The 23112-nt window shown below is 35.4% G+C and carries 31 protein-coding genes and 1 pseudogene; 3 read left to right on the plus strand and 29 right to left on the minus strand.

Features of this window, described 5'->3' with window-relative positions:
- Window positions 1–18 precede the first annotated feature (18 nt).
- The 8 genes and pseudogenes from LPC09_RS25250 to LPC09_RS25280 form a co-directional block, all read right to left on the minus strand.
- Window positions 19–1116 (minus strand): annotated as a pseudogene (locus LPC09_RS25250) (L-dopachrome tautomerase-related protein).
- 181 nt (window positions 1117–1297) lie between these two features.
- Window positions 1298–2830 (minus strand): recombinase family protein, encoded by a 1533-nt coding sequence (locus tag LPC09_RS25255; protein WP_231308722.1) that lies wholly within the window; start codon window positions 2828–2830, stop codon window positions 1298–1300.
- A 2-nt stretch (window positions 2831–2832) separates the two neighbouring features.
- The gene (locus LPC09_RS27445; RefSeq protein ID WP_269217412.1) at window positions 2833–2964 is read right to left on the minus strand and encodes a hypothetical protein; all 132 of its coding nucleotides are present in this window, start codon (window positions 2962–2964) and stop codon (window positions 2833–2835) included.
- 81 nt (window positions 2965–3045) lie between these two features.
- Window positions 3046–3843, minus strand: a complete 798-nt coding sequence (locus tag LPC09_RS25260) for a replication initiation factor family protein (protein WP_231308723.1) — start codon at window positions 3841–3843, stop codon at window positions 3046–3048.
- Between the two features lie 335 nt (window positions 3844–4178).
- The gene (locus LPC09_RS25265; RefSeq protein WP_231308724.1) at window positions 4179–4514 is read right to left on the minus strand and encodes a GIY-YIG nuclease family protein; all 336 of its coding nucleotides are present in this window, start codon (window positions 4512–4514) and stop codon (window positions 4179–4181) included.
- The gene (locus tag LPC09_RS25270) at window positions 4515–4703 is read right to left on the minus strand and encodes a hypothetical protein (protein ID WP_231308725.1); all 189 of its coding nucleotides are present in this window, start codon (window positions 4701–4703) and stop codon (window positions 4515–4517) included.
- Between the two features lie 3 nt (window positions 4704–4706).
- Entirely contained in the window at window positions 4707–5525 is an 819-nt protein-coding gene (locus LPC09_RS25275) for a recombinase family protein (protein WP_231308726.1), read from the minus strand.
- 177 nt (window positions 5526–5702) lie between these two features.
- Window positions 5703–6167, minus strand: coding sequence for a DUF7226 domain-containing protein (locus LPC09_RS25280; RefSeq protein ID WP_231308727.1), 465 nt, complete (start codon window positions 6165–6167; stop codon window positions 5703–5705).
- Between the two features lie 190 nt (window positions 6168–6357).
- Here LPC09_RS25280 and LPC09_RS25285 point away from each other — a divergent pair, with 190 nt between their 5' ends.
- The gene (locus LPC09_RS25285; RefSeq protein WP_231308728.1) at window positions 6358–8169 is read left to right on the plus strand and encodes a DUF6119 family protein; all 1812 of its coding nucleotides are present in this window, start codon (window positions 6358–6360) and stop codon (window positions 8167–8169) included.
- A 58-nt stretch (window positions 8170–8227) separates the two neighbouring features.
- Here the strand turns inward: LPC09_RS25285 and LPC09_RS25290 are convergent, their stop codons facing one another.
- From LPC09_RS25290 to LPC09_RS25330, 9 genes are all read right to left on the minus strand, one after another.
- On the minus strand, window positions 8228–8740 hold the full coding sequence (locus LPC09_RS25290) for an HGGxSTG domain-containing protein (protein ID WP_231308729.1): 513 nt from the start codon (window positions 8738–8740) through the stop codon (window positions 8228–8230).
- Window positions 8741–8821: 81 nt separating this feature from the next.
- On the minus strand, window positions 8822–9010 hold the full coding sequence (locus LPC09_RS25295; RefSeq protein WP_231308730.1) for a hypothetical protein: 189 nt from the start codon (window positions 9008–9010) through the stop codon (window positions 8822–8824).
- A gap of 21 nt (window positions 9011–9031) precedes the next feature.
- Window positions 9032–9253: a hypothetical protein gene (locus LPC09_RS25300; RefSeq protein ID WP_231308731.1), complete on the minus strand. Its 222-nt coding sequence runs from the start codon at window positions 9251–9253 to the stop codon at window positions 9032–9034.
- A gap of 16 nt (window positions 9254–9269) precedes the next feature.
- The gene (locus tag LPC09_RS25305) at window positions 9270–9473 is read right to left on the minus strand and encodes a hypothetical protein (protein ID WP_231308732.1); all 204 of its coding nucleotides are present in this window, start codon (window positions 9471–9473) and stop codon (window positions 9270–9272) included.
- 327 nt (window positions 9474–9800) lie between these two features.
- Entirely contained in the window at window positions 9801–10451 is a 651-nt protein-coding gene (locus LPC09_RS25310) for a methyl-accepting chemotaxis protein (protein ID WP_231308733.1), read from the minus strand.
- Window positions 10448–11125 (minus strand): peroxiredoxin family protein, encoded by a 678-nt coding sequence (locus LPC09_RS25315; protein WP_231308734.1) that lies wholly within the window; start codon window positions 11123–11125, stop codon window positions 10448–10450. Before LPC09_RS25315 ends, LPC09_RS25310 begins: the two co-directional genes overlap by 4 nt.
- A 381-nt stretch (window positions 11126–11506) precedes the next feature.
- Window positions 11507–12190 carry a Crp/Fnr family transcriptional regulator gene (locus LPC09_RS25320; RefSeq protein ID WP_231308735.1) on the minus strand — a complete coding sequence of 228 codons (684 nt, stop codon included), beginning with the start codon at window positions 12188–12190 and terminating at the stop codon, window positions 11507–11509.
- Window positions 12183–12404, minus strand: coding sequence for a glutaredoxin domain-containing protein (locus LPC09_RS25325; RefSeq protein ID WP_231308736.1), 222 nt, complete (start codon window positions 12402–12404; stop codon window positions 12183–12185). Before LPC09_RS25325 ends, LPC09_RS25320 begins: the two co-directional genes overlap by 8 nt.
- Before the next feature lie 224 nt (window positions 12405–12628).
- Window positions 12629–12823, minus strand: a complete 195-nt coding sequence (locus LPC09_RS25330) for a redoxin domain-containing protein (protein ID WP_231308737.1) — start codon at window positions 12821–12823, stop codon at window positions 12629–12631.
- On the opposite strand from LPC09_RS25330, the gene LPC09_RS25335 reads away from it, so the two are divergent.
- Window positions 12735–13220 (plus strand): peroxiredoxin-like family protein, encoded by a 486-nt coding sequence (locus LPC09_RS25335; RefSeq protein WP_231308738.1) that lies wholly within the window; start codon window positions 12735–12737, stop codon window positions 13218–13220. The genes LPC09_RS25330 and LPC09_RS25335 overlap by 89 nt on opposite strands.
- A gap of 47 nt (window positions 13221–13267) precedes the next feature.
- On the opposite strand, the gene LPC09_RS25340 is transcribed toward LPC09_RS25335, so the two are convergent.
- From LPC09_RS25340 to cyoE, 7 genes are all read right to left on the minus strand, one after another.
- The gene (locus LPC09_RS25340) at window positions 13268–13909 is read right to left on the minus strand and encodes a peptide-methionine (S)-S-oxide reductase (RefSeq protein ID WP_231308739.1); all 642 of its coding nucleotides are present in this window, start codon (window positions 13907–13909) and stop codon (window positions 13268–13270) included.
- Between the two features lie 68 nt (window positions 13910–13977).
- Complete coding sequence (locus tag LPC09_RS25345; RefSeq protein ID WP_231308740.1) at window positions 13978–14295, minus strand: iron-sulfur cluster biosynthesis family protein; 318 nt, start codon at window positions 14293–14295, stop codon at window positions 13978–13980.
- Window positions 14296–14465: 170 nt separating this feature from the next.
- Window positions 14466–14981 (minus strand): YkgB family protein, encoded by a 516-nt coding sequence (locus LPC09_RS25350; protein ID WP_231308741.1) that lies wholly within the window; start codon window positions 14979–14981, stop codon window positions 14466–14468.
- A 227-nt stretch (window positions 14982–15208) separates the two neighbouring features.
- Entirely contained in the window at window positions 15209–15523 is a 315-nt protein-coding gene (gene trxA, locus LPC09_RS25355; protein ID WP_231308742.1) for a thioredoxin, read from the minus strand.
- A gap of 28 nt (window positions 15524–15551) precedes the next feature.
- Window positions 15552–16211 carry a peroxiredoxin-like family protein gene (locus LPC09_RS25360; RefSeq protein WP_231308743.1) on the minus strand — a complete coding sequence of 220 codons (660 nt, stop codon included), beginning with the start codon at window positions 16209–16211 and terminating at the stop codon, window positions 15552–15554.
- 395 nt (window positions 16212–16606) lie between these two features.
- The gene (gene trxB / locus LPC09_RS25365) at window positions 16607–17551 is read right to left on the minus strand and encodes a thioredoxin-disulfide reductase (protein WP_231308744.1); all 945 of its coding nucleotides are present in this window, start codon (window positions 17549–17551) and stop codon (window positions 16607–16609) included.
- Window positions 17552–17725: 174 nt separating this feature from the next.
- On the minus strand, window positions 17726–18562 hold the full coding sequence (gene cyoE / locus LPC09_RS25370) for a heme o synthase (protein WP_231308745.1): 837 nt from the start codon (window positions 18560–18562) through the stop codon (window positions 17726–17728).
- 235 nt (window positions 18563–18797) lie between these two features.
- Between cyoE and LPC09_RS25375 the strand changes: the two genes are divergently transcribed.
- Window positions 18798–19121 (plus strand): thioredoxin family protein, encoded by a 324-nt coding sequence (locus LPC09_RS25375; RefSeq protein WP_231308746.1) that lies wholly within the window; start codon window positions 18798–18800, stop codon window positions 19119–19121.
- A gap of 45 nt (window positions 19122–19166) precedes the next feature.
- Here the strand turns inward: LPC09_RS25375 and LPC09_RS25380 are convergent, their stop codons facing one another.
- From LPC09_RS25380 to msrA, 5 genes are all read right to left on the minus strand, one after another.
- On the minus strand, window positions 19167–19376 hold the full coding sequence (locus tag LPC09_RS25380) for an aspartyl-phosphate phosphatase Spo0E family protein (protein WP_231308747.1): 210 nt from the start codon (window positions 19374–19376) through the stop codon (window positions 19167–19169).
- A 151-nt stretch (window positions 19377–19527) separates the two neighbouring features.
- Window positions 19528–20457: a sensor domain-containing diguanylate cyclase gene (locus LPC09_RS25385; RefSeq protein ID WP_231308748.1), complete on the minus strand. Its 930-nt coding sequence runs from the start codon at window positions 20455–20457 to the stop codon at window positions 19528–19530.
- A 21-nt stretch (window positions 20458–20478) separates the two neighbouring features.
- The gene (locus LPC09_RS25390; RefSeq protein ID WP_231308749.1) at window positions 20479–21249 is read right to left on the minus strand and encodes an EAL domain-containing protein; all 771 of its coding nucleotides are present in this window, start codon (window positions 21247–21249) and stop codon (window positions 20479–20481) included.
- 122 nt (window positions 21250–21371) lie between these two features.
- Window positions 21372–22007, minus strand: coding sequence for a peroxiredoxin-like family protein (locus tag LPC09_RS25395; RefSeq protein ID WP_231308750.1), 636 nt, complete (start codon window positions 22005–22007; stop codon window positions 21372–21374).
- Window positions 22008–22142: 135 nt separating this feature from the next.
- Window positions 22143–23096, minus strand: a complete 954-nt coding sequence (gene msrA / locus LPC09_RS25400; protein ID WP_231308751.1) for a peptide-methionine (S)-S-oxide reductase MsrA — start codon at window positions 23094–23096, stop codon at window positions 22143–22145.
- Window positions 23097–23112: the final 16 nt, after the last annotated feature.

Here is a 23112-nt window from a genome sequence, read left to right on the forward strand (position 1 = left end):
TACCTTCTTTTAACATTATTATGAAAAGGTAGGAGCAGGGAATTCATCAATTCTCATACGAAGTAAACTATATGGTTTTTCCCGCAGGTCTCATCCATAATGAAATCTCGCCTGCCGATGTAATTGATTCACAATGACATATATGTATTGATCGGGGCCAATCGAAAAAGTATCCGGCCATAAAATTCTCGGGTCATGTGCAATGGTTTCCATTGCGCCATTCGGCAATATCTTCCGGATACTGTTGTTTTCATAGTCTCCCGCATAAACGGTTCCTTTTGCGCCGGTAATCATTCCATCAGACGCACCTTTTTCCCCCCAATACTGCACATATTGGGATAAATTCATGTCCTGTATCTGTCTGTCTCTTAGGGCTTCTGTTGAGATTGAGAACAGTTGACGGCTGGTTAGAGGAGCATAAAATAAAACCTTTCCATCAGGAGAAATCGCTAAACTATCGGAAGCCAATCTAAATGGGAAAGTCGAGCCGTCCGGGTTTCGATTCATCAAAATTTCACCTTCTACTTTCGGTAAAAAATAGGGATCAGGTGAAGTTGATATTGCCCCATTTAACCGTCTAAACGCGTTCCCATTTTCTAAATCTACGACGATAATAGCCCCTGGCCCTCTGGTAGAAGAATCCGTTATATATGCATACCCTGCTCTTCCAACCCGAAAATCCAAACGGACATCATTCAGATAAGTTGTTGGCAAGACAACATCTTCTGTAAAGGTATATACTCTCCTTATTGTATTCGTGCTTAAATCAACAGCAACTAATTTTGCTCCCCCTTTAATAGGTACAGAAAAATTTGGTGCCCCTGTATCTAGTACCCAAAGTGTTCCTCTTCCATCAGCAACGATACTTTGGACACTTACGAAAGACATTGTAATATTACCATAATTAATCAAATTTATTTCTAAATTGGGATAAGGCTGCAATTCACCCTCAACAATTTCCGCCACAGTAAATTGAACGTCGTCTCCCCATTTCGGAAAGCAGACAAAAATACGACCGGTTTCGGAAACGCTGACACCTGTAGGCATAGCCCCATAAAAAGCATGCACCAGTTCAAACTGACCAAAATATTTTTCCATAGGTAAAATAGGTTGCATGAATGATATCCTCCTCATCAAATCCGAACGGATATCAACTATATATGATGAAAATTTTTTGTAGTGCCTGGTTCTTGATAAATTTTTCTATCGTAATGGATGCTGTGGGTTTCAACTTCCCATTTTTAAAAATGTTGGTTTTATTAACGCTAGAATGAAATTATTTATGAACCTCATTTACTTATGATACGGTTCTGCCCGCTTTATTAGATGGTAAACTAGGGACAGAAGAAAACCAGAAGGTTATCTCTTTGACATCCTTCCGGTTCTCCTCCATCTGTATTTCTTTTATTAAAGATCTAATGAGTAGTTTTCTTTCTTCATCACTGACAAGTGCAAAGAACTGTTCAAAGTTCTTCAAAGTGTCTAGAATTAAGTCTTTATCAACCTTTTCTTCATTGGACGTAATTTCTTGCTCTAATCGTCTAATACCTCTCTCGATATCTTTTATTTGTTTTTCAATACCTATCATTAGACGATTATATGTTGTACTTTCAATATTACCCATAAAGTAATCCTCATCTAATTTTGACCGTCTTTCGATTAATTCTTTTTGTTTCTTCTTATAAAGATTAATTTCTGCTTGATATGCTTCTTTTGCAACTACATTGTCTTTACCTAACTCTTTTATTAAGGCATTCAATACATCACCATTATTGACTAGAAAACTTATTTCTTTAAAGACCTTTTCTTCTACAATTTCTTTTTTAATTAAGTTAGCTCTACAGACTGACTTACCTTTGCTATGAAATGATTGACACATATAATAGAAATGGTAATCACCATTTTTCTTTTTTGATTTACTCATAACGGTACCTGCACCACATTTTGGACACTTTAGAATACCGGACAAGTAGAAATTCCCATTGAAATTTCTGTTTGTTGTAAATGTTTTCTTTTGCAGCTTATTCACTGTTTGGACTTTTTCCCATAATTCTTTTTCAATTATTGGCTCATGAATTCCATCTACTATTATAGGTTCAGTCCTTCCTTTCCTTCTTTTAGTACTCCAATCTTGATGCTTTTTCCATACCATTTTACCAATATAGATGTGATTATTTAAAATCAGCTTAATCCCAGGTATACTAAAAGCTTTCCCTTTCTTAGTCTTAATTCCTTTGGTATTCAATTCATTTGCTATATATTTGTAACCTTTTCCCTCTGCCCGGTGTTTAAATATCTCCTTTACAATTGATTCTTCTCTTTCATTAACAACTAGTGCTTTATCTATTGTGTCGTAACCTAAAATAGCTCCACCATTCCATAAACCTTTTTCTGCTCGTTTTTGCATTCCTGCATTTACACGTTCAATTATCATTGACCTTTCGAATCTTGCAAATGTACTAAGAAAAGATATATACATGTATCCGTTGCTATCTGACGAGTCAATATCTCCCGATGTAATCACTAATTTTTTATTATTAGGATTCAATTCATCATTAATCAGTAGGATAACATCAGCATTGTTTCTAGAAATTCTATCTACATGCCATGCTAAAATTACATCAAATTTGTCATTTCGCAAGTCTGTTATAAGTCTTTGGAACTCAGGTCTATTTAAATCTTTACCCGAATATCCTTCATCTCGATATACGTCATATATTTCATAGCCTTTACCATCCGCATAATTCTTTATTAAATCTTCTTGAAAATCGAGAGATTGGCCTTTTGTCTGTTCTTCAGTTGATACTCTTGTATAAACTGCAGCCTTCATTTTTAAACACCCCTGTCTTTCTTTTGAATGTTTTTAAATTCAATTGAGTATTTTTTTATCAGCATTGCAAGAGTTTGTATTGCCTCTTGCTTCATGTCTTCTGCTTTACTTTGTACAAATAAAGATTTTCTCATTTTTTCACCCCTAATAACTTTTACTTTTAGTGGTATTTACTTTGGTGGGTAGCGATAAGTATAATTTCTTGAAATTGGGTATTACACTACGAACCTATTAATATTCGATACTTGGTCAATCCATAATTTTCTTATATGTTCGTCAAAGTCTATAATTGTCTGGTCTTTAAACAGATTTTTTATAACTCTTCTATAATGCCTTGAAAACTCATTAATCGTCATATCACCTTTTTGCAAACAAATAATTATAGCTTTATAAATCGGTGGGACCTTAATATCCTTATCAACTATCCACCCGGAGTAATATTTATTAAAAGATGGTGGGTGGTTAGCTAGATCGGCTAGTACTAATTTCGATTTATAGACGATTTCCACTCTTGTTAACTCACCTTTAATTACTTCTCTGTTTAATAGTTCTTGTTTTTTGTCATATATTCGGCAATAACCGTTTTTCCCCCGTTGACCTTTACCCCCAAAGTATCGTGTCCCTTGAAATAAATTCATCTCCCTGCCTGTATTAGAAGTAACAAGCAAATTACTTTGATGTATGGGAAAGTCAAATGCAACATCCATAGAAACAAAATAAACATCTCGACTTATCTCTTTCAGTTTCTTTAGTAATGATGAAAATTCACATAAGTATTCCGGTTGAGTTTCTAATCGGAGTTTCCCAACTGGCTTCCATATTTCGTATTTAGACTGATAATAAAGTTTAATATAAGTATCATTTTTGGTTATCTGCAAACAACGGTGATAGTGAAAACCCTCATTACTTTTTATGTCGCTAATATTCCAGTCATCCTTTATTGCATCAAAGATGTTTAGAGGTATGTTGACATATTCTAATACCAATTTGTCTAGCTTTACACTGGCTAACAATAAGCTCATCTCCTTAATATCTGGTTTAAGGCGATAAGTTTTTTAAGTTTATAAGTGATGATTGGTTGATAGATTAAGTACTTAATTACAAGAACTTAATCGTTACAATAGTTAATTTAGCGAAATGGTTATTTACGCCACGAGAACCTTTATATGAATATTATTTGTGTTTAATAGGGGTTAACATGGTGTCACCTTTTAAAATTGCATAGCAACCAATCTCGTTACATTTAACATATTGGATAAATCATCTCTTTTTTAAATACGATTGAAATTTTTTATAAAAAAAGATCAAGCTACACAGCTTGACCTTTATACCGGACTTTTAAAACATCCTAATATCGATACTTGTTTAGCTTAGGATTTAACAACCTGATATATTCTCTCTCTAAGGAAGTTACATCTCCTTCTAGATTCTTAATACCAATTAGCAGTACTTCTTGGAAATGGCCGGTTAGTTTATCTTGATATAAATGTTCCGGAACTCTCTTACGTAAATTAGTTGAAGAACCAACATAAAGTACTTCAAGTCGATAGTTAAGTACTGCATAAACCCCTCTCTTATAACCTTTTTTTGCACTTTGGCTAAACCATGTTGATATATCAGTCCTATTGAATCCTGGTGTAACTATATAATCATCAAATAAACTAAGACATTTGTTAATCTCCATTTAATTTTCTCCTCTCCAACCCAACTCTTTTTTTATTTTTTCTTCAATTTTTTCAATACGAACCTTTTCTTTTGCTAGTTCTTCAAACCATTGTTTATCGCCTAGTTCAAGTGCCTGGTGCATAAGTTCTAAGTAGTCTTTTGAGGATTTTCTTGGTAGATTTATCAATCTCTCAATATCATATTTCAAAAGCTATGCCCCCTTTCTTTGATTTCTTCTTAATTGGGATTGAACTTTGCCGAAAGAAATTACATTAATAAGTGGTGGATGTTGGCCTTTTACAATTAAATCTAAATGTCTTACTTCTCCCAAGTAGAAGCGATTAGTTAAGATATTTCGTATCGCCATAGTAGAAAAATCTTTTCCATGATGGGTTTTATAACCTAACTCACATAAATTATGTTGAACCTTCCTAATGGATTTTAAGTCTAAATAACTTCTAAATATTTCTTTAACAATTTCCACTTTCCCGTCATCAAGTACCACAATAGGCTTTTGAACCCCTTCATGCTTCCACTTGTAGCCAAGTGGAGGATTCCCACAAGCCTTAGTTCCACCTTTAGCCTTTTGACGTCTTCCATTTGCCAGCTTCATATTGATGCTTAATCGATCGTATTGATCAAGTAATTCCATCATTCCATTAAGTAAAAAGTCATTTGGATCTCTGTCGTAAATGGAATAGGTAGGTTGTTCAATGCTAGTTACTCTTACACTGTCTTTCATAAGTTGTCTTTTTATCATTACCTTCGCATTATCTGCCCTCCATAAGCGGCTAGTATTCATTACAACTACTCTTTTGATAACTCCCTCAGATAAAGCAGCAAATAAATCTGTTATCCCATCACGTGGAAATAAAGTACCACTTACTCCTAAATCCCTAAAAACTGTAACTATTTCTAACTTATTTATTTTGCAATACTCTTTAATAGCTGTTTCTTGAACATCTTTTCCATATCCTTTTTCAGCTTGGGTTTCAGTCGAAACACGAACATAACCAAATACTTTTTCCATACATACACGACCTTCCTAAATTTGTAAAACGAGTATAGGACCTCTCGTTACTTTTGTAAACTCTTATGTATAAGATGTTATAAAAAAGCAGCCAAACAACATGTATAATTACTTTTTACAGCGTTTCTTACTCAAATTGTTCAAAAAAAAGACAAGGACCAAAAGTTGGCCTTGTCTCTAAATTAATGTAGAAAAACTCATGAAGTCTAGATATCTTATTTTTAAACGGCGTTCAATCGTAGTAGTAGATCGCCTATGAGCTACGCTTTCACTGATATTTAGAGATCTTAAATACTGTGAAACATCTATTCTAGTCGAATTAGGATTGTCTTCTATAAATTCGAATACCAAACTTAAGGCTTGATTATCTAAAGCAGCGTTAGCTAAGAACACTTGTCTTGCGTCTTTAGGTAGAGATAGAAACTCCCTACCTTTAGGTGTTAATTCAGAATGATTTTTTCCCGCCAAACTAATCATACCCAGTTGCTCTCCAGCCAATCTATAATAACGTCCTTGCCTCTCAACTTTTCCTATTGCATGTGCAATTTCTTGATAGGTTCTCGCTCCACGCGCAACTGCTTCTATACCTCTAATGACATCTTCAAGTCTATCTGCTTGGGGAATAACTGCCGAATTTAACATCGCTCCACTCCTTATGAGAGAAAAAAGAATATGTTAAATCATACCATATATTGATTTATGTAAGAAGTCTTTATTTCATATTTACATACAATCGACCACTTCTTTTAATCTATTGAATTACCTTTTTAATCCAATAAACACTTAAATATGATAAAATATATTCGAGCCTTTAGTGCTATGGAGGGGAATTATGAGGTCTGCTAAATTTACAGTATATCAATTAAAAAATGATAGCTATAATTTTGATCAGTATTGCGAGGAAATTGTTCACAAATATAACCACAGTCAAAATGAAAATACAGATGAATCAGAATTAGAAACATATAAGCTAAAAAAAATTAATACTCAAATTCCTTTTAAACATATAGAAAGTATCAAAGTTTATGTTGCTATGCATCAGACCACTCCTCAATGGAAGGATACATTGAATGAGTTACTTTACGATGACATTAGGCAAATTAAAAACATTAGCCACTCATTCTTATTTTTTATAAAGATTCAAAATAATTTTTTTGCAATAACTGGTGGTAAGGGGCATTTAGTTATTAGTGAATACAAAGATTATGCTTTTGGATTGGAGATTCTATCAAAAATTATGCTTCCTAGAGATAACATCATCAAAAGTATTGCTGACAGATCTTTACAAGGAAACCGCTTTAGTGGACAACAATATTTTAATAATTTCGTTAACTTAATATCTGAAAACAATATAAGTAATTATTTCAAAGAGATAAATACTTTCCTTACTAAGGAGAAAATATGTAGAGAATTTGGTGTAAATATTAAAGAGAAAAAAGAAGGTTTTAATTTTCTTGCACGCGATTCTATTAAGCTAGGAAAATCTCTAAATTTAAAAGAACTAGATATATTTATGAAAAATCTTGACCGACTTATCAATCATGTAGATTCGGAGCATAATATAAATAAATTCCATGAGGTGGATTATAGAGATTCACTTTTTAAAGAACTGAATTCCGAGTTAGAACGCATGATATTTGAATCATTAAATCGAAATAAAGAAGAAATCAATAATTCTAATATAAAAATTTTAAATTCAAACAACTTATATATAGACTGTGATTATTATGTTTTAAAAAAGCGGAATTCAAATGGAAAAGAACTAGGACGATATGAGAATGAAGTTGAATTTGTTGACATAATTGAAGTTTTTAATAAGTTTTATTTTGAAAAAATAATTGGGACAAATAAGAGTATTATTGAGGATTTTCTTAAAGCAGTTTCCTTAGAAGGTTATATTGACAATGAGCGTATAATTTATGAACGGATTTTAGACCTATTAGACCTAAGCTTAATTTATAATAATACACATTACATTCTAATAAACGGAAAATGGTTTTATCTAGATAGTAACTTTATCGAAGAAATTAACAAAACCTTTATTGATAGGGTAATACCGATTTACGAAAACTCTTCAAAAACAATTACATTAAAAAGTTGGAAATCTGGTGACGATGAGGGGAAATATAATTATTCATATCACGATAGTGATGGATATTATGTATTAGATAAAATGCTTGTAAGAAACGTGGAAATTTGTGACTTGCTTAGAATTGAAGAAGAGGAAATCCTTTTATTTCATGTTAAAGATGGACTTGCAGGAAGTACTCGTATTTTATGTGAACAAATACTTATCGCTATGGAATCTATCCAGGCTGCCATTTTATATAATGACAGAGAGTTTCTCCTTGAATATTACCAATCCATAAAGAATAAAGATATGCCAAAAATATCAGATTCTTCTAGAAATTCAGCTATTAAATTCCTAAACAAATTCAACACCGCTGAAGAATTTATTGAAACCATATTAAGTCCATCTATGAAAATAACTTTTGTTTTTGCGTTTAAGTCTAAGAATCATAATCTATATAATCCTGATACAATAACTTCTACTCCAGCAAAAATTTCAATCTTAAATTTAATTTCTCAAGTTAAAAGATTTGACTTTGATTTAAGAATTGTAGAAATAAAATCAGACAATTAACTTACAGAAAACTAACATGACTATAATTGTTAGTTTTCTAAACTTCCCTGATAAATTATTATTCTTTTACTTTGTTTATTCTTAATTCATGCAATACGCTAACTAGCTGTTCTAAAGGTTCATTTTCATCGAGGTGCTCTTTAATCGATAGTTCGCGCATTTCTCTGATCAGCTCATTTGCTCTTGAATCTATCCTAGTTAGCGCTTCTTCTAGACGGTTTATTAATCTGATATCAGGCTTATTTTTTTTAAGTTCCTCTGCATAACGCTTCATAAGACGCCGAGTACGGATTTCAAGTAGCTTATATCTCCCTTTTACTTGCTTATCTATGTCCTCTGGAATCATTTCATAAAGTACCTTTTCATCATCTAATAACGTATCAAATGAAATGTTTTCATATTCACCAGTAACGATTGCATTTTTATTACCTTTTAGGCTTTCTCGGTGTTTTTCCTTATTTTTAGGTCCTGTACTTTTACCACCGTGTAGTCGACAGCGACCATTCTTTAAAGGTGTCTTTTTACAAGGTGTTCCTTGCCTAGTTTTTGCGCCACATATTATCTTTTCCATGTTTTCACCACCAGACCTCTATTCATGGGGTATCGTTTGAAAATGAAGGGGGAAGCAATTTGCCCCTCCCTCCTTTAATTGCTATATAAACCTATTAATTTTTGTCAATGCTGTAGCTTCCTTCACTCGTTGTTCAAATTCTTCTTCAAGTCCTTTTTCTTTAATAAATGCTCTATAGAATAGTATTTCTGCTGACCTATCAAAAATGATTAGTTCTAACTTCTCCATATCTTTATATAGATCCAATAATAAATCCTTGTCTTCTTCCACTACATTCATCGCCCCTATTACTCATAATTGCTGCTCATCTTTTTCAAACCCTAAACTAACCAAGTTTATACTCATATAGTTGTTTTCTCTCATTGTAAATCTGTTGAATAAATCTGTTACTTCTTTGGGGTTTTGCTTAATATAGGTATAAATTGTCTCAATACTTTTTAATAATTCTTGCTCAGTTAAATCTTCATCATATCTAAATTCACACCATAACTTTTCACTTTCAATTAAAAACATTATCTTCACCCCTAGTTTATTTATTTCGGATTGTTAACTGATAACCTCCTTTAGAATATACATCTGGATAGTTATCCAAAAAGTGTTTAATATCATCAGTGTTTTTCTTTAAAGCAGTACATAATTCATCTATGCTTTTGTCAAAATCTTTTCGGGAAACTTTTTTTGAACTTGTTCCTCTTAGGTCAATTACAACATGACTACCTAATACTCTGATCATTTGTATCACCTCCGTTCTTTTGCTCACATATTAATCTATAAGATAAATTGTCCATTTTTTAAGTGGTAAAATAAAAAAGACAAGTTCTTTTGAACCTGTCTTCCTAACGCATTAACTTTTTTGCAATTTTCGTAGTTTATTTATAGATATAGTAATCTCCATCTTCCTGTTTACCATCACTTGTGATACGGTTCACCTTTGTATTTATGGTAAAGCATATAGGCAAGACTATTCTTATCATTAACGTATAAACTTTTATGACTATTTTAGCAGGAGAAAACCCCCAGTGCGTTAATCCTTTAGTGTGCCGGGGGTCAGGCACTTTATTTATCTTAACTTACCTTCTATTTCTTGCAACATCTCAACATTCTTATTCATATCTATATTAATCTCATCCATTTCACTTCTAATTGACTCTTCTTTCTCTCGAATTGAATAGATTTTTTGTTGGATTGCTGCTTGTGTTTCTTTTATATTAATGGAATCCTTCATAATAGAGGCTGCATGCTCAGACAACACACTTAATTCATGTGAGACCTTATCAATTCCATCTGCATATCCACTCACCTTAGAATTAACCTCTTCTATAGTAGAGTCAAAGGTTTTAAATGAAGTAAAGCTTTGGGTAATTTTAGATTCAATTTGCTCAAGCGTGCTCCGGATTTCAAGGGAAGCAGAATCTGTCTGAGCCGCTAATTTCCCTACCTCTTGGGCAACTATAGAAAATCCTTTTCCTGCTTCTCCCGTACGTGCAGATTCAATACTTGCATTTAAGGAAAGTATTTTCGTTTGTGACGAGACTTCCATTATGACCTGACTCATTTTAGAAACGTTTTGGGTAAGGTTTCTCAAATCATTCATAATATCTGCTGTATCTTTTACATGATTCGCTAGCTTATTATTCATTTCCGCCACGTCTCTAGTATCAGAAGAATAGTGAGTTAGTTTAACGGTGTGTTCATTTAACTTGTCTGTCATTTCATTAAAAACATCCACAAACGCAGAGAGGGCATTAAAACTAACTGACATTTCTTTTCTACTTTGTTTATGTTCAACAAATTGCTCCCAATGCTTTTCACTGAGTATTCTGTTGAGTTTTTAATATCCCCGAACGTCTCGTTTAGGGCAGATATATAGACGGGCAACTCTGCTTTAAAATCGTAATCCTTAGTAATTTGTAGAGGCAACTGTTCAATCATACTCATAATTTCCTCTGCAGTGGGACGGTCGTTTTGATGATCACCTACATAAGAATAACGAATAACATGCTGGTCATCTAATAAGTAGGAAGCTGGTATCGCAATACGGAATGAATCCCATTTAATAGGAACAAAAACCTCATATTGCTTTATAACTTTCCGTGTTTCATCAGATAATATAGGTATTTTAATTCCGGTAGCTTCCGTATACTGAATTATCCCCTCTATTTTTTGGCCAGCAATTCCAATTAGCTGTATTCCTTTACTTAAAAATTCATCATAATAATCTTTAAGCATTTCTAATTGTTTTCTACAACTCGGACACCAGGTCCCACGTAAAAAAATCAGATACAGTGGTTTTCCTTCAAAATCCTTTAATGAAACGAATCCACCTTGACTTGATTCTAGCTTGAAATCTGGTGCTTTATGACCAACTGTTAAGCCCTTTGCCACAACTAAAACATCCTTTCGCTAAGGTATTCCCTAACATTTTCAGTAAAGCGTTGTACTCTACATACTTAGTAAAAAGCTTTTCTCATTTTTTATAGTCCTCAAATTATGGATATCTTGAAAAATAATGAACAAACTCGGAGGTTTCCGTACACAGACCTCTTACTAACATATTTTTACAATCTTCTTATTTCTGATATAGTAACAGTAAAGAACTGGATGGATATTACGAGGAGTAAATGGCTGAAGAGGAACAATTGAGTGGATGAGGATAGTGAAAAAACAATAAATCCATTGTGTCTCCTTCAGACATAGAAATGACAGTAAACAAGAAACTTTTTTGTTAGCTTTAGTAGAGCACATGACAAGACAAAGAGTATACGGTTATCCCTCTTCCACCCCATATAACTCCTTAGTCAAGGCTGTATTAATTTTTAAAGGCTTCCTCATAATTACTTCTTCCTTCTCAAGCTCCCCTAAAAATAGGCTGACCGTTTCTCTAGATGAGCCAATCATACTCGCGATATCATGTTGGGTAATTTTAACTTCGACCGTTTGCCAACTCCCACTCCTTATGCCAAATCGATTACTTAGCTGCATGAGAAGAAGTACAATTCGATACTTTACATCTTTATAGGCAATACTTTCGGTAATCTGATACATCTCTTTAAGCTTTGAAGTCAAAATGGTAATGAGCTTTATGGCAATATCTGGGTTTTGTCGGATAAAATCTTCAAATCTGTCCTTTGATAGAGTGCATACAAACGAATCAACCATTGTTTCAGCATAAATTTCAGATTCTGTTAACGAAAAACTGGATGTTTCTCCAAACACATTTCCTTCACTTAAAAGATCAACCGTGAATTCTTTTCCGGTCGAAGACACTTTATATAGTCGAACCTGACCTTTTTTCAAGAAAAATAAAGACCTCATTTGTTGAGTCGGACTTAGAATAATGGTTCCCTTCTTAATAGGTGCTGTTAATGTCACTTCATCTATTTTTCTTAATTCTTCTTCCGGAAGCTCATCAAGTAAATTAATCTGTGAAAGTAACATAAGTTTATCCATGATTACACCTCTCTCTATATCGTTTCAAAATCATCTCAAAATCTAACCATTCATCTTCCACCTCTAACATAGGTAGGCCATTATCAAGTGTAAGGGCTCTCCCTGTATCTATATTATCAAAAATACTTATCACTTTCACATCAAGGTCTAGCTTCTTAAATAGCTTGATGACTTCATCACATTTGCAACAGCTTGGCAAAGTATATAAAATCATATCCTCCTCACTCTTCTTTCCTTCATAGGTTGTCTTAGCTACTGGATGTATATTTACTTCTTACTTATCATTTTTTATTTTACATGTTTTCTTTAAAAGTAAATGTAAGGAAGCTTACATAAATTATAAAAATAAGAGGAGATAATAAACATATCCATTAAAGAGGAGATAAAAACATGACGTTAAATGCTGAATTAGATGCTATATCTCGTGAATTACTACACCTAACTCCAGAAAGGACACCATGAACCACGATAAAAGGTTACCACTACCGGCCCTTTTTCTAACTCTTCATATAGATTTATGTCTTCACCAAGATGGTTTTTCAAAGTGAAATCTTTGGCCTTCTCACCTTCTGCGACTCCTGTGACTAATCCTGATTCTTGCGCCTCCTTAATAGAACGCTCAAAAGCCTGCATGGCCTCAAATAATCGACAATTAAAAGCATACCAAGAGATTTTACCCGAAGTTCATGGGCTAGGAGCACAGCTATTAGCTATCAGTCCACAAACTCCTGACAATACCTTATCCACGCAAGAAAAAAACGAACTGGATTTCCAAGTGTTAAGTGATCCGAGAGGGATAGTGTCCGCAAAGTTTAATGTGCTTTTTGACGTTCCTGACTACTTAAAGAACGCTTATGAGAAGATTGGATTAGATTTAGAGTCCTTTAACGGAAAAGCAAAATGGATTTTGCCCGTACCAGCTACATTCATGATAGATGAAACAGGAGAAGTCAGGTTTAAGCATGTCAACCCTAACTTTATGTCTCGATTAGAACCAAATGATATATTACGCGCTTTAAGAAAATTATAATTAGAGCAGCCCTCTTTTGGGCTGCTTTTTTTAGTAGCGTCTGCCTTCTATGTTTGTTCAATATTACGCTCTTCTGCCGAGTGGTTTATCTGGTTCATAGAATCTTCTCTGATTAAAGACCAAAGAGAGTCAAAGGCCGAATCGGGAAACTCTTGCTTCAACTCTTCAAGTGATCCACAGCTCTTATAAAGTCCATTTAGCCTAACGGCAAGGGTTGAGTCAGTTAGTGACTCCTTTCCCTCTTGAAGCTCCTGCCACTTTTTAAAAATAGGTTTCCATCTCTGAAGAAAATACTTCTGATGACGAATTTCCGCCTCGTAAAAGGAATCAAGAAACTCTACATAGGTATAGCAATCATCATGTAACCGCTTCATTTCCTCTACTTTTTGAAGCATATTAGTCTGCTGTTCCTCGTTGTGATAAAACAGGACAGAACGATACTTAATCGAGCGTGGAGGTCTCATCGTATTATGCTGTTGAAAAAATTGGTTCAGTATTTGATCTAAACTCAATACATCTGCATCATATAGTATTTCTAAAGCCTCCGTATAGTCTAAGGTGTTTCTGGATGTGGGCTGACCTTCTGTTCCCCCTGCATACCCGACTCTTGTTTTGATTACACCTGTATGATAACCAAAGCGTGCTTCCGGTCCCCAGAAACAGCCCATTCCTAACGTGACTCTCTCCAATCTAATCACCCCTAAAAAAATACAAACCAAAGCAATCTTACATGCAAGATGCTTGGCTTGTATCCTTCTTATTTTTTATAGTCTAATTTCATATAGGCCGTATAGATTTGGCTATTGCTTTTTAATATAAATGTAGACTTACTTGGATTATAATCCACGACTAAATCTTCATCAAATAAGTGATCTGACTTATGACCTAATAACACAGGCATAAAGTTTGTTGAAAGAAATTGCTCCTTTATCACCGGATCCAGTTCCATCAATCCTACAAATGTCACCCAATCTGCTCCAATAGAGCAGCCTCCTAGACTCGGATTTAGCTCATACGCGATTGCTGGTTCTTGGGACAGTCTCTCAACTGCTCTTTCCGAAAATTGTACATTCATTTGAATGCCCCCTTTATATATTTAGCACCCGCTAAGGTTACAGTCTTCCAAATAGGCTTTAAGATGAATATCTTGTAAATTCTCTATCAAAATTAATATCTTTCCGTTTTCTTCTGTAAAACTTTGATTCAGTTCTAACTTACCCTGTTTTTACATAAAGATCTTTAAGATTATTCCTGCAAATCAGGATAGCGCCTCTCCTGGGTTTCATGACGCGTTCCGCGGCTAGCCTTCAGAGACTCGCCCAAGGCAAACACAGAAGCGCCCAGCAAGACGAGATCCTTCAAAAGAAATTGACCTGGAACTACAGAAAGCGCGGGGAATCCGAGGCTCGACTCAAAGACCCCCGGCGTAGAGATCATGAAACTCAGTGTCGTCAGAAATAGAATGCAGGAAAGAAACGCTCCAACAGCTGACAGCTTCGGAGAGACAAAACGACTGAGAATGAGTAGGCCAACTAATAATTCTAATATTCCCAATAGAGAAGAAAACGTTTGAATTGAAAAATAGTTGTAAAGCCATCCAAGTACTGGACTATTGCTTACAAAGGGGGCAATTCCCTTCGCTTCGTAGACCGTGAATTTCATCGCGCCAATCCAAATATAAACGATGGCCAGTGCAATAAATAAACTCTTTGTTCCGATGATCTCAATTTTTTTACCGAAAGCTTCAAATAACGTGAACATGAACATTTCCTCCTCCGCCATTAGCGATAGTAAGTTTTTATTTACCAAAAAGCTTTTAAAACTGTTTCTCCATTTTTCCTGATGCTAATTCGGGCATTTCTTCTGAATGAATTCCTTTATCCCCGTTTGATGCAGTTAGTAGCTCTATAATTAACTAGCATCATTTACGGATGGTGTCAGGAGGTACTACACTGAAAAAATGGTTACTTCTCAATGATTTTTTAGGTTTAGATATGATTATTTAATGCTTCCTTAATTGCTTCCTTAAATTTCAAACCAACCAAAGTATCTACAACTTTGCCATCTTTCATAACTAGTAGAGTCGGAATACTCATGATACCAAATTTGTTGGCTGTTTCTTGGTTTTGATCGACATCAATCTTCACAATTTTAACTTGATTTCCCATATCCTGATCAAGCTCTTCTAATACCTGTGCTATCATTTTACAAGGTCCACACCATGTAGCAAAAAAGTCAGCTAACACCAATCCACTAGTAGTTTCTTTTGAAAACGTTTGATCCGTCACATTTAATACTGCCATAAATATCAATCTCCTTTGAAATTGTAATTTATTTTAAGTTGTTAAGAACTTCAATCGCTTTCGTTGGCTCTAAACGGGAGGTATAGTCAGGGTTTACAAATGCAAGTTGAATGATTCCTTCCTTGTCAATGATATACGTAGCTGGTACAGGCAGCATGGCCACATCAGCATCATTATATCTAATGAGGTCTAACCCAAGAGCTCCCTTTAACGTCTCAGCTAAGTATTCAGGTACCTCATAAGCTACTTTGTAAGCAGAAGAAACATGACTATTTGTATCGCTTAAGACATAGAAAGGTAGGTCATGCTTTTCTCTTGAGCTCAACGAATTATCTGGCGATTCTGGACTTACCGCAATCAATTGAGCGTCTTGTTCTTTAATGGTATCCATATGCTTTTTATAGGCTTGAAGCTCAAGGTTACAAAATGGGCACCATCCTCCACGATAAAACGTAAGAATGACCGGACCCTTTGCTACCTCCTCAGAAAGAGTTACTTCCTTACCTGTTGCGTCTTTTAGAGTAAAGTTGGGAGCCTTTGAGCCTACCACTAACCCACTCACTTGTTCCTTTTCAATTAAATCCGATACAGACTTTGCTAAATTATCTAATACCTCTTGTGGTGCTTGCAGCTTAAATTGTTCTACAACACCTTGTAATTGTTCGTATAACGGAACCTGTTCATTCATTAGAATTCTCCTCCCATTCATAAAATTAATTTGGTTACTGACAACTTGTTTTTACATTTATGAGTATAAGGTCTTTCTTACTTTAATAATGTTAGATAGCTTACATTTACAGTGCTCACAGTCCTTTTTATTTTGGGACTACCCTGAAAATAAGGTGTGATATACGTTCAGGAATATTCGCTTTCCGCGGGGCTAACTGCGCGCCTTCTCGACACATACTCCGGCGGTGTCTCACCTTAACCGAAACGATCATGCTTGCAAAAAGCAAAGATTCCATAAATTGCAACCTCCACTTCATTCAAGCGTTCAATCCATATGTTCCTTCGACATCACCACTATTTTTTTAAAAATATAAAAGAAACATTTCCTTTAAGAAGAAATGTTTCTTATCTACTTTATCGTTTTAGATTTTCCAAAAGCTCTTCTACATAATGTTGTGCACTTTGTGCAGCGATGCTTCCATCACCTGTAGCTGTTACAATCTGACGTAACGTTTTTTCCCGGACATCTCCAGCTGCAAAAATGCCTTCGACCTTTGTTTCCATTTGATCGTTCGTTTCAATGTAGCCCATCGAATTCGTAATGCCAAGATCTTGAAATGGAGCAGTTAACGGAACCATTCCCACATAGATAAACACGCCATCTGTCTTAAACTCTTTTTCTGAACCATCTTCTGTAGATACGAGCTTAACAGATCCTACTTTTCCTGTTTGTTCATGTATAGATTGAATTGTCGTGTTAAAGATGACCTCTATTTTCTCGTTCTCAAACGCACGTTGCTGAATAATTTTTTGTGCTCTGAATTCGTCACGTCGATGAACAATCGTTACTTTATTAACAAATCTTGTCAAGTATACTCCTTCTTCTACAGCAGAGTCTCCCCCACCGACAACCACAAGGTCCTTTCCTTTAAAGAAAGCCCCATCACAGACTGCGCAATAAGATACCCCGCGTCCTGATAATTCCTTTTCACCAGGAGCACCTAGTTTCTTATATTCTGCACCAGTTGAGATGATCACTGAACGAGCCTTAAATTCCTTTGAACTGGTTCTAACCGTTTTATATTCTTCGCCATTAACAATCTCTTTTATATCTCCATATGCGTACTGTGCGCCAAACTTCTTTGCATGCTCAAACATCTTATTGGAGAGATCTGGACCTAAGATATGACCAAAACCAGGATAGTTTTCAACTTCTTCTGTATTTGCCATTTGTCCTCCAGGTACTCCTCTTTCAATCATTAAGGTAGAGAGATTGGCTCGAGAAGTATAAACTGCGGCTGTCATCCCAGCAGGACCTGCTCCAATGATGATTACATCATAAATATTCTCATTCGTCATATATTCCATCTCCTTCCATCTCCTCATCATCGTACAAACAAATGTTTTTTCATTTCCTTTATTGAGTATAGCTCACTTTTTTAAATAAAAATGTTAGATAGCTAACAGTCTTAGGATTACTTCTATCAACGAATAAACGATTATTCCACTATACAAAAGAGTAATATAAACAAGCTAAAATACAAACATCTTACTCGCCCATTGTTTAAATGGCATTCGTTTCTTCCAACTAACACTGAGTAAGAACCAAGAAATAGAAAGTAAAAGGATCAGGATGAAAATAGCCCTTAACTCTATAAATAAAAAGCTAGCAAAAATTAACCCTAGTAGGTAAACGTGTGTCTGAAAGTAGGTTCGTTCAAAACCCTTTATCACCGGCAGCATAGGTATCCTAGCTAGTTTATATTCCTCATATCGATGAATGGCAATGGCATAAAAATGGGGCATTTGCCATAAAACCATGATTAAAAAAAGACCAATAATAGATAGATGAAGTTCACCTGACGAAATTGCCGACCAGCCAATTAGAGGAGTTATTGCACCAGACAAGCTACCAATTTCCGTATTATAAATGGTCCTCCGTTTAGACCATATCGTATATGGTACTAAATATAAAAACCAGCCTAGCCAACCATATAAAGCAGCAAGCGGCTCCGCTACATATAGCAAACCGACTCCAGCAATAAGCAAGATGCTTCCTGCCATAAAAGCGGTGAGGTCACTAATGGCACCTGTAATCGTTGGTCTGTAGCGTGTCCTTTCCATTAGAAAATCAATATCTCGATCATAAAGATTATTAAATACTCCGGCCGAGCTTATGACAAAAGCAGATCCGATAATGGTTAGCACCATAACTAACCCATTTTCAAGAAGGGTTACCTCTATCGAAATACATGCTAAACACATTCCAGCAATGACAGCTAAAACATTAGATTTGACAATCCCTACCTTTACAAGCTGGAATGCAATTGAACATTTTTCAGCTGTCCCACTTTTATTTTTATTCCCCATTTTTCTCACTCTTCTCTTTATTTCTTACATTCTTTTTAAACCCTTTCATTATAAGTCATTTTTTTCTATTGAAAAGTAAGCTAACTCACAGTTTTTATGTTATAACTTTGTTTGGTTTAAACTTGTAAGAAGCTCTTATTTCAGAAATGTAAGCAAGATTACAGAATATAAAGTGGATAATCGCCTATGATAAGTCATGTAAGTTCACTAAATACTTATGGGAAGGAAGATAGATATGGAAAAAAGGATTACAAATAAAGCGGCATTTAATCAGATTATTAACTCAGAGAAGCCAGTCGTAGTTAAGTTCGACACAAACTGGTGTCCAGACTGCAGACGCATGGATGCATTTATGGGAGAGGTATTAGAGGATTTGAATCCTTTTCCACTTTATGAAATGGATCGAGATGAATTCCAGGATACCTCATCTACGTATGAAGTGATGGGAATTCCAAGCCTACTCGTTTTTAAGAATGGCGAGAAGATTGGTCACCTACACAGTGCTCATGCCAAAACACCTGAAAGTGTAACCGAGTTCTTAGCAACTTATTTTAAGTAAACATAAACAATGGGATCATGCTTTAGCTTGATCCCTTTTTCAATGTCATACCTCATTGGTTACTTGATGATCGTTTTTACTGCTATCCAAATAGAGATTTAGTAATACATCGAGCTCTTGGCTTAAATGGATGATCAAAGGTGATTGTAAATCTTTATTCTCTTTAAATACTTGTAGTATCTCTTGTCTTCGTTCCTCAATCATGTACCTTAAATAATAAATTGGGATAACCGGATTACAGGACTCTTTCTTCATGACAGATTCACCTCATTTTTGTTAAAACCACCTCTTATGGAATACTTTACCTCACCTCTCTTACGATTAATGTAAGCCACTTCACATTAATGCAGATACCTATAGAAATATGGCAAAAAAAAAGAGCAGGATGAACTGCTCCACATTAAATCTATTGGACCTTTGTAATTTTAGCCCCACCCGTTCTTTTCGACTGATAGAGAAGTTTATCGGCCCCTTCTAGCAGCTCATGCATCTTCATTTGATGGGAATGAACCAGTCCAATCGAAAGACTCAAATCTGGCAATATTTCTGCAGCCATCTTCTCAAAAGCATTTAATAAATTGTTTGCACAAACTTCACATTCTTGTTTGTAGGGGCTATTCAGAAGAACTCCGAATTCGTCTCCTCCAAATCTAAAGCCGTAGGCATCTTTTGGTATATACCTCAAAATCATTTCACCTAGCCCTTTCAGCACTTCATCACCAATGTGATGGCCCAACCGGTCATTTACCTGTTTAAAATGGTCAATATCAAACATTAAGAATGTAAAAGGTTCGGTTACAAGGGTAGGATTAGAAACTAAACGGTTCCAGAGCACTCTATTGTATAATCCAGTAAGGGAATCCTTTATATTAGACAGCTCCAGCTCTATAGCATAGGATAAAAAGGACGAAACCTTCTCTAATACGGTAATGGTCTTTTCGCTAAACGCTTTGACATTATGACTTAACGAACAAATAGCACCTAAAATAGATCCATCCTTGTGGTAAATAGGCACTCCGGCATATGATCTTATATCCATTTTGTATGCATGAGAGATATTTAATGTGAGAATTCCAAATTGTGTTTCCGTAAGGCTATCATGAATCAATACCGGTTTTTGATTCAACGAGATTAACTGACAAAAGGTGTCATCTGTTTTATAAAGGCAGCTTTCTGTTAGGACATCTTCTTTTAGGAATAACGTTTGAATAATCTTCGTTTGTTCACCGTCCATGAAGCTCATGTAGAAGCTATAATCTCCTACTAGTTCCTGTGCAATCTCTAGAATATCATTTAGAACGGTCGAAAAGGTTTGGACATGTGATAAATTAATCATGTTTATCATCCTTTACATCATCTATTCTTCCACTTTGACTAGCTTCGGTCTCATAAAATAATAGCCTTGAAAAAAAGGGACACCATGATTTTTAAAGAATAATACCTCTTCTTCTGTTTCGACTCCTTCTGCGATAATGCTTACATCCTGTTGAAGCCAATAGTCAATTAAGGCTTTCATCATGTGCTGACGATAGCTATCATGACCAATATCCTTAACCAAATCACGGTCAATTTTTACAAAATCAGGCTCTACCATGGCAAGGGTATGTAGACCGGAATAACCTTTTCCTATATCATCAACAGCAATTCTCATTCCAAGCTCCCTTAGCTCTTTCATCTTTCGAATCACTTCTTCTTTGGTATAATTGCCAAGTCCTTCTCGCTCAGACAGCTCTAGCACTATTTGAAATTTGCTTGTTTTTATATGTGGGAGCATGTCTTGCCAATCATCTGTAAATAGAGTGGAAAGATGAATATTAACAAATACGAAGCTTGGTTGACTCGACTTTTTCAATAACCTCTCAACTCCAGCTCTTAATACAAAAGTATCCACTTTGTGTATCTGCCCGTGTCCGGCAGCAAAAGAGTAAAATTGATCAGGTGAAGAAAATGTAGATTGGGCAGAAGGTCGATTCAATAGCTCCGTTGCTATTTCCTTTTTGTTTCGAATGTCAAAGATAGGCTGTTCAAACGTGTTAATATCACCTGTCTTTAAAGTCATATCAATTTCTTTCATCAAAGTTGCGCAATGGATTTCAATTACTTTGTTTTCTTTATCCTTAAAAAGCATTTCATCACTCCTCTCATACTGGTTTCTTTTTGTTAAGAAAGGATTACCTTTAAGATCACCCATTCCTCATAAAATGAATCTTCAATTAATGGGGTTTTAGCTCCTGTTAGTACGAGATAAAGTTAGTTCGGTAGATATTCTAACACCTCAGATGGTTCTGCTCTTTTCCGATAATCAGTATCTACATAAGCATAGATGATCTTCGCCTGTTGACTAATAACAAATGTAGCCGCAAGTGGCAGCTCCCAGCTATCCTCTCCATTATAGCTTGGAAGTTCCAGTGCTAATTTTTGGTATAACTCTATTAAGACTTTTTGCATTTTGAAGGTTAGGTTGTATTCGTTTGATACCTGATTCCCTTTATCACTTAACAAATGAAATTGCAGCTCATTTTTCTCCTTCATGGTTAAAGAAGAATCTGGAGTTTGCGGGCTTACTGCCAGTATCTGTGCACCTCTTTGCTTTATTTGAGGAAGCAGCTCCTGGTAAGCCTTGAGTTCAAGGTTACAATATGGACACCAAGCTCCGCGATAAAAAGTTAATATAACAGGGCCCTTCTTAAGTTCATCATATAGAGTGACAGCTTCCCCATTTGCACTTGGCAATGTAAAGTTCGGTGCTGTTTGCCCGGCAATTAGACCTTTAGGCGCATGCTTTTCTAAATCCTCAGCGGCATCCCTAAAAATATCTTGTATTTCCTGAGGACGATTATTCACAAACTGCTTAATTTTAGCTTCAAGTTGCTCTCGTAAATTCATACTATATCCTCCCATACTTTCTTATTGTCATTCATTGTATCTAAAAAGAGGAAAAGATACTGTTACCCAGCTAACGTTTTTTATATATTCAGAAAAAAACGCCCCAGAGGCATTTAAATCCAGGGCGTTTCCTATCTATTCAAATAAGCGAAGATATTCACTATAGCCCTCTTCTTCCAGCTTATCTTTGGGAATGAATTTAAGGGCAGCAGAGTTAATGCAATATCGAAGTCCACCTTTATCACGCGGACCATCATCAAAGACATGTCCTAAATGAGAATCTGCCGAGGTGCTTCTGACTTCAATGCGTCTCATCCCATGTGACGTATCTAGTTTTTCGAGAACTTCTTGATGCTTTATAGGCTTGGTAAAGCTTGGCCACCCACAACCAGAATCAAATTTATCAAGAGAGCTAAATAGTGGCTCTCCAGAAATAATGTCTACATAGATTCCTTCCTCCTTATGATCCCAAAATTCATTTTGGAAGGGAGGCTCCGTACCGCTTTCTTGTGTCACACGATGCTGAATAGGCGTAAGCTTCTTAATGTTTACTGAGTGGTGTTTCTTCCAATTTTCACGGATAAATCCTGCTCGGCCTGAGCCTTCTTTATAACGGTTATAATGTAAGGAATTCTTTTTATAATAACCTTGATGATATTCTTCAGCAGGATAAAACACGGCTGCCTCTTTTATTTCTGTAACAATTGGTTTTGTAAACCTTTTGCTGTCCTCTAGCTTCTTTTTAGATTCTTCAGCGAGACGCTTTTGTTCCTCAGTATGATAAAAAATGGCCGTTTTGTAAGACTCTCCTCGATCCCCAAACTGACCTTGAGCATCAGTTGGATCTATTTGCTGCCAAAATAGCTCTAACAGCTTTTCGTATGGAAACACGTTCGGATCATACGTAATTTGAACAGCCTCGTAATGACCCGTTTTATTCGAACACACTTCATTGTAGGTTGGGTTCTCTTTATGTCCACCTGTATAGCCCGACACAACTTTTATAATACCTGGCAACTCATCAAAGGGCTGAACCATACACCAAAAACATCCACCAGCAAATGTAGCTAACTCATATTGTGTTGACATAGTCCTACCTCCTATA

Source organism: Metabacillus sp. B2-18 (assembly GCF_021117275.1).
Lineage (GTDB): Bacteria > Bacillota > Bacilli > Bacillales > Bacillaceae > Metabacillus.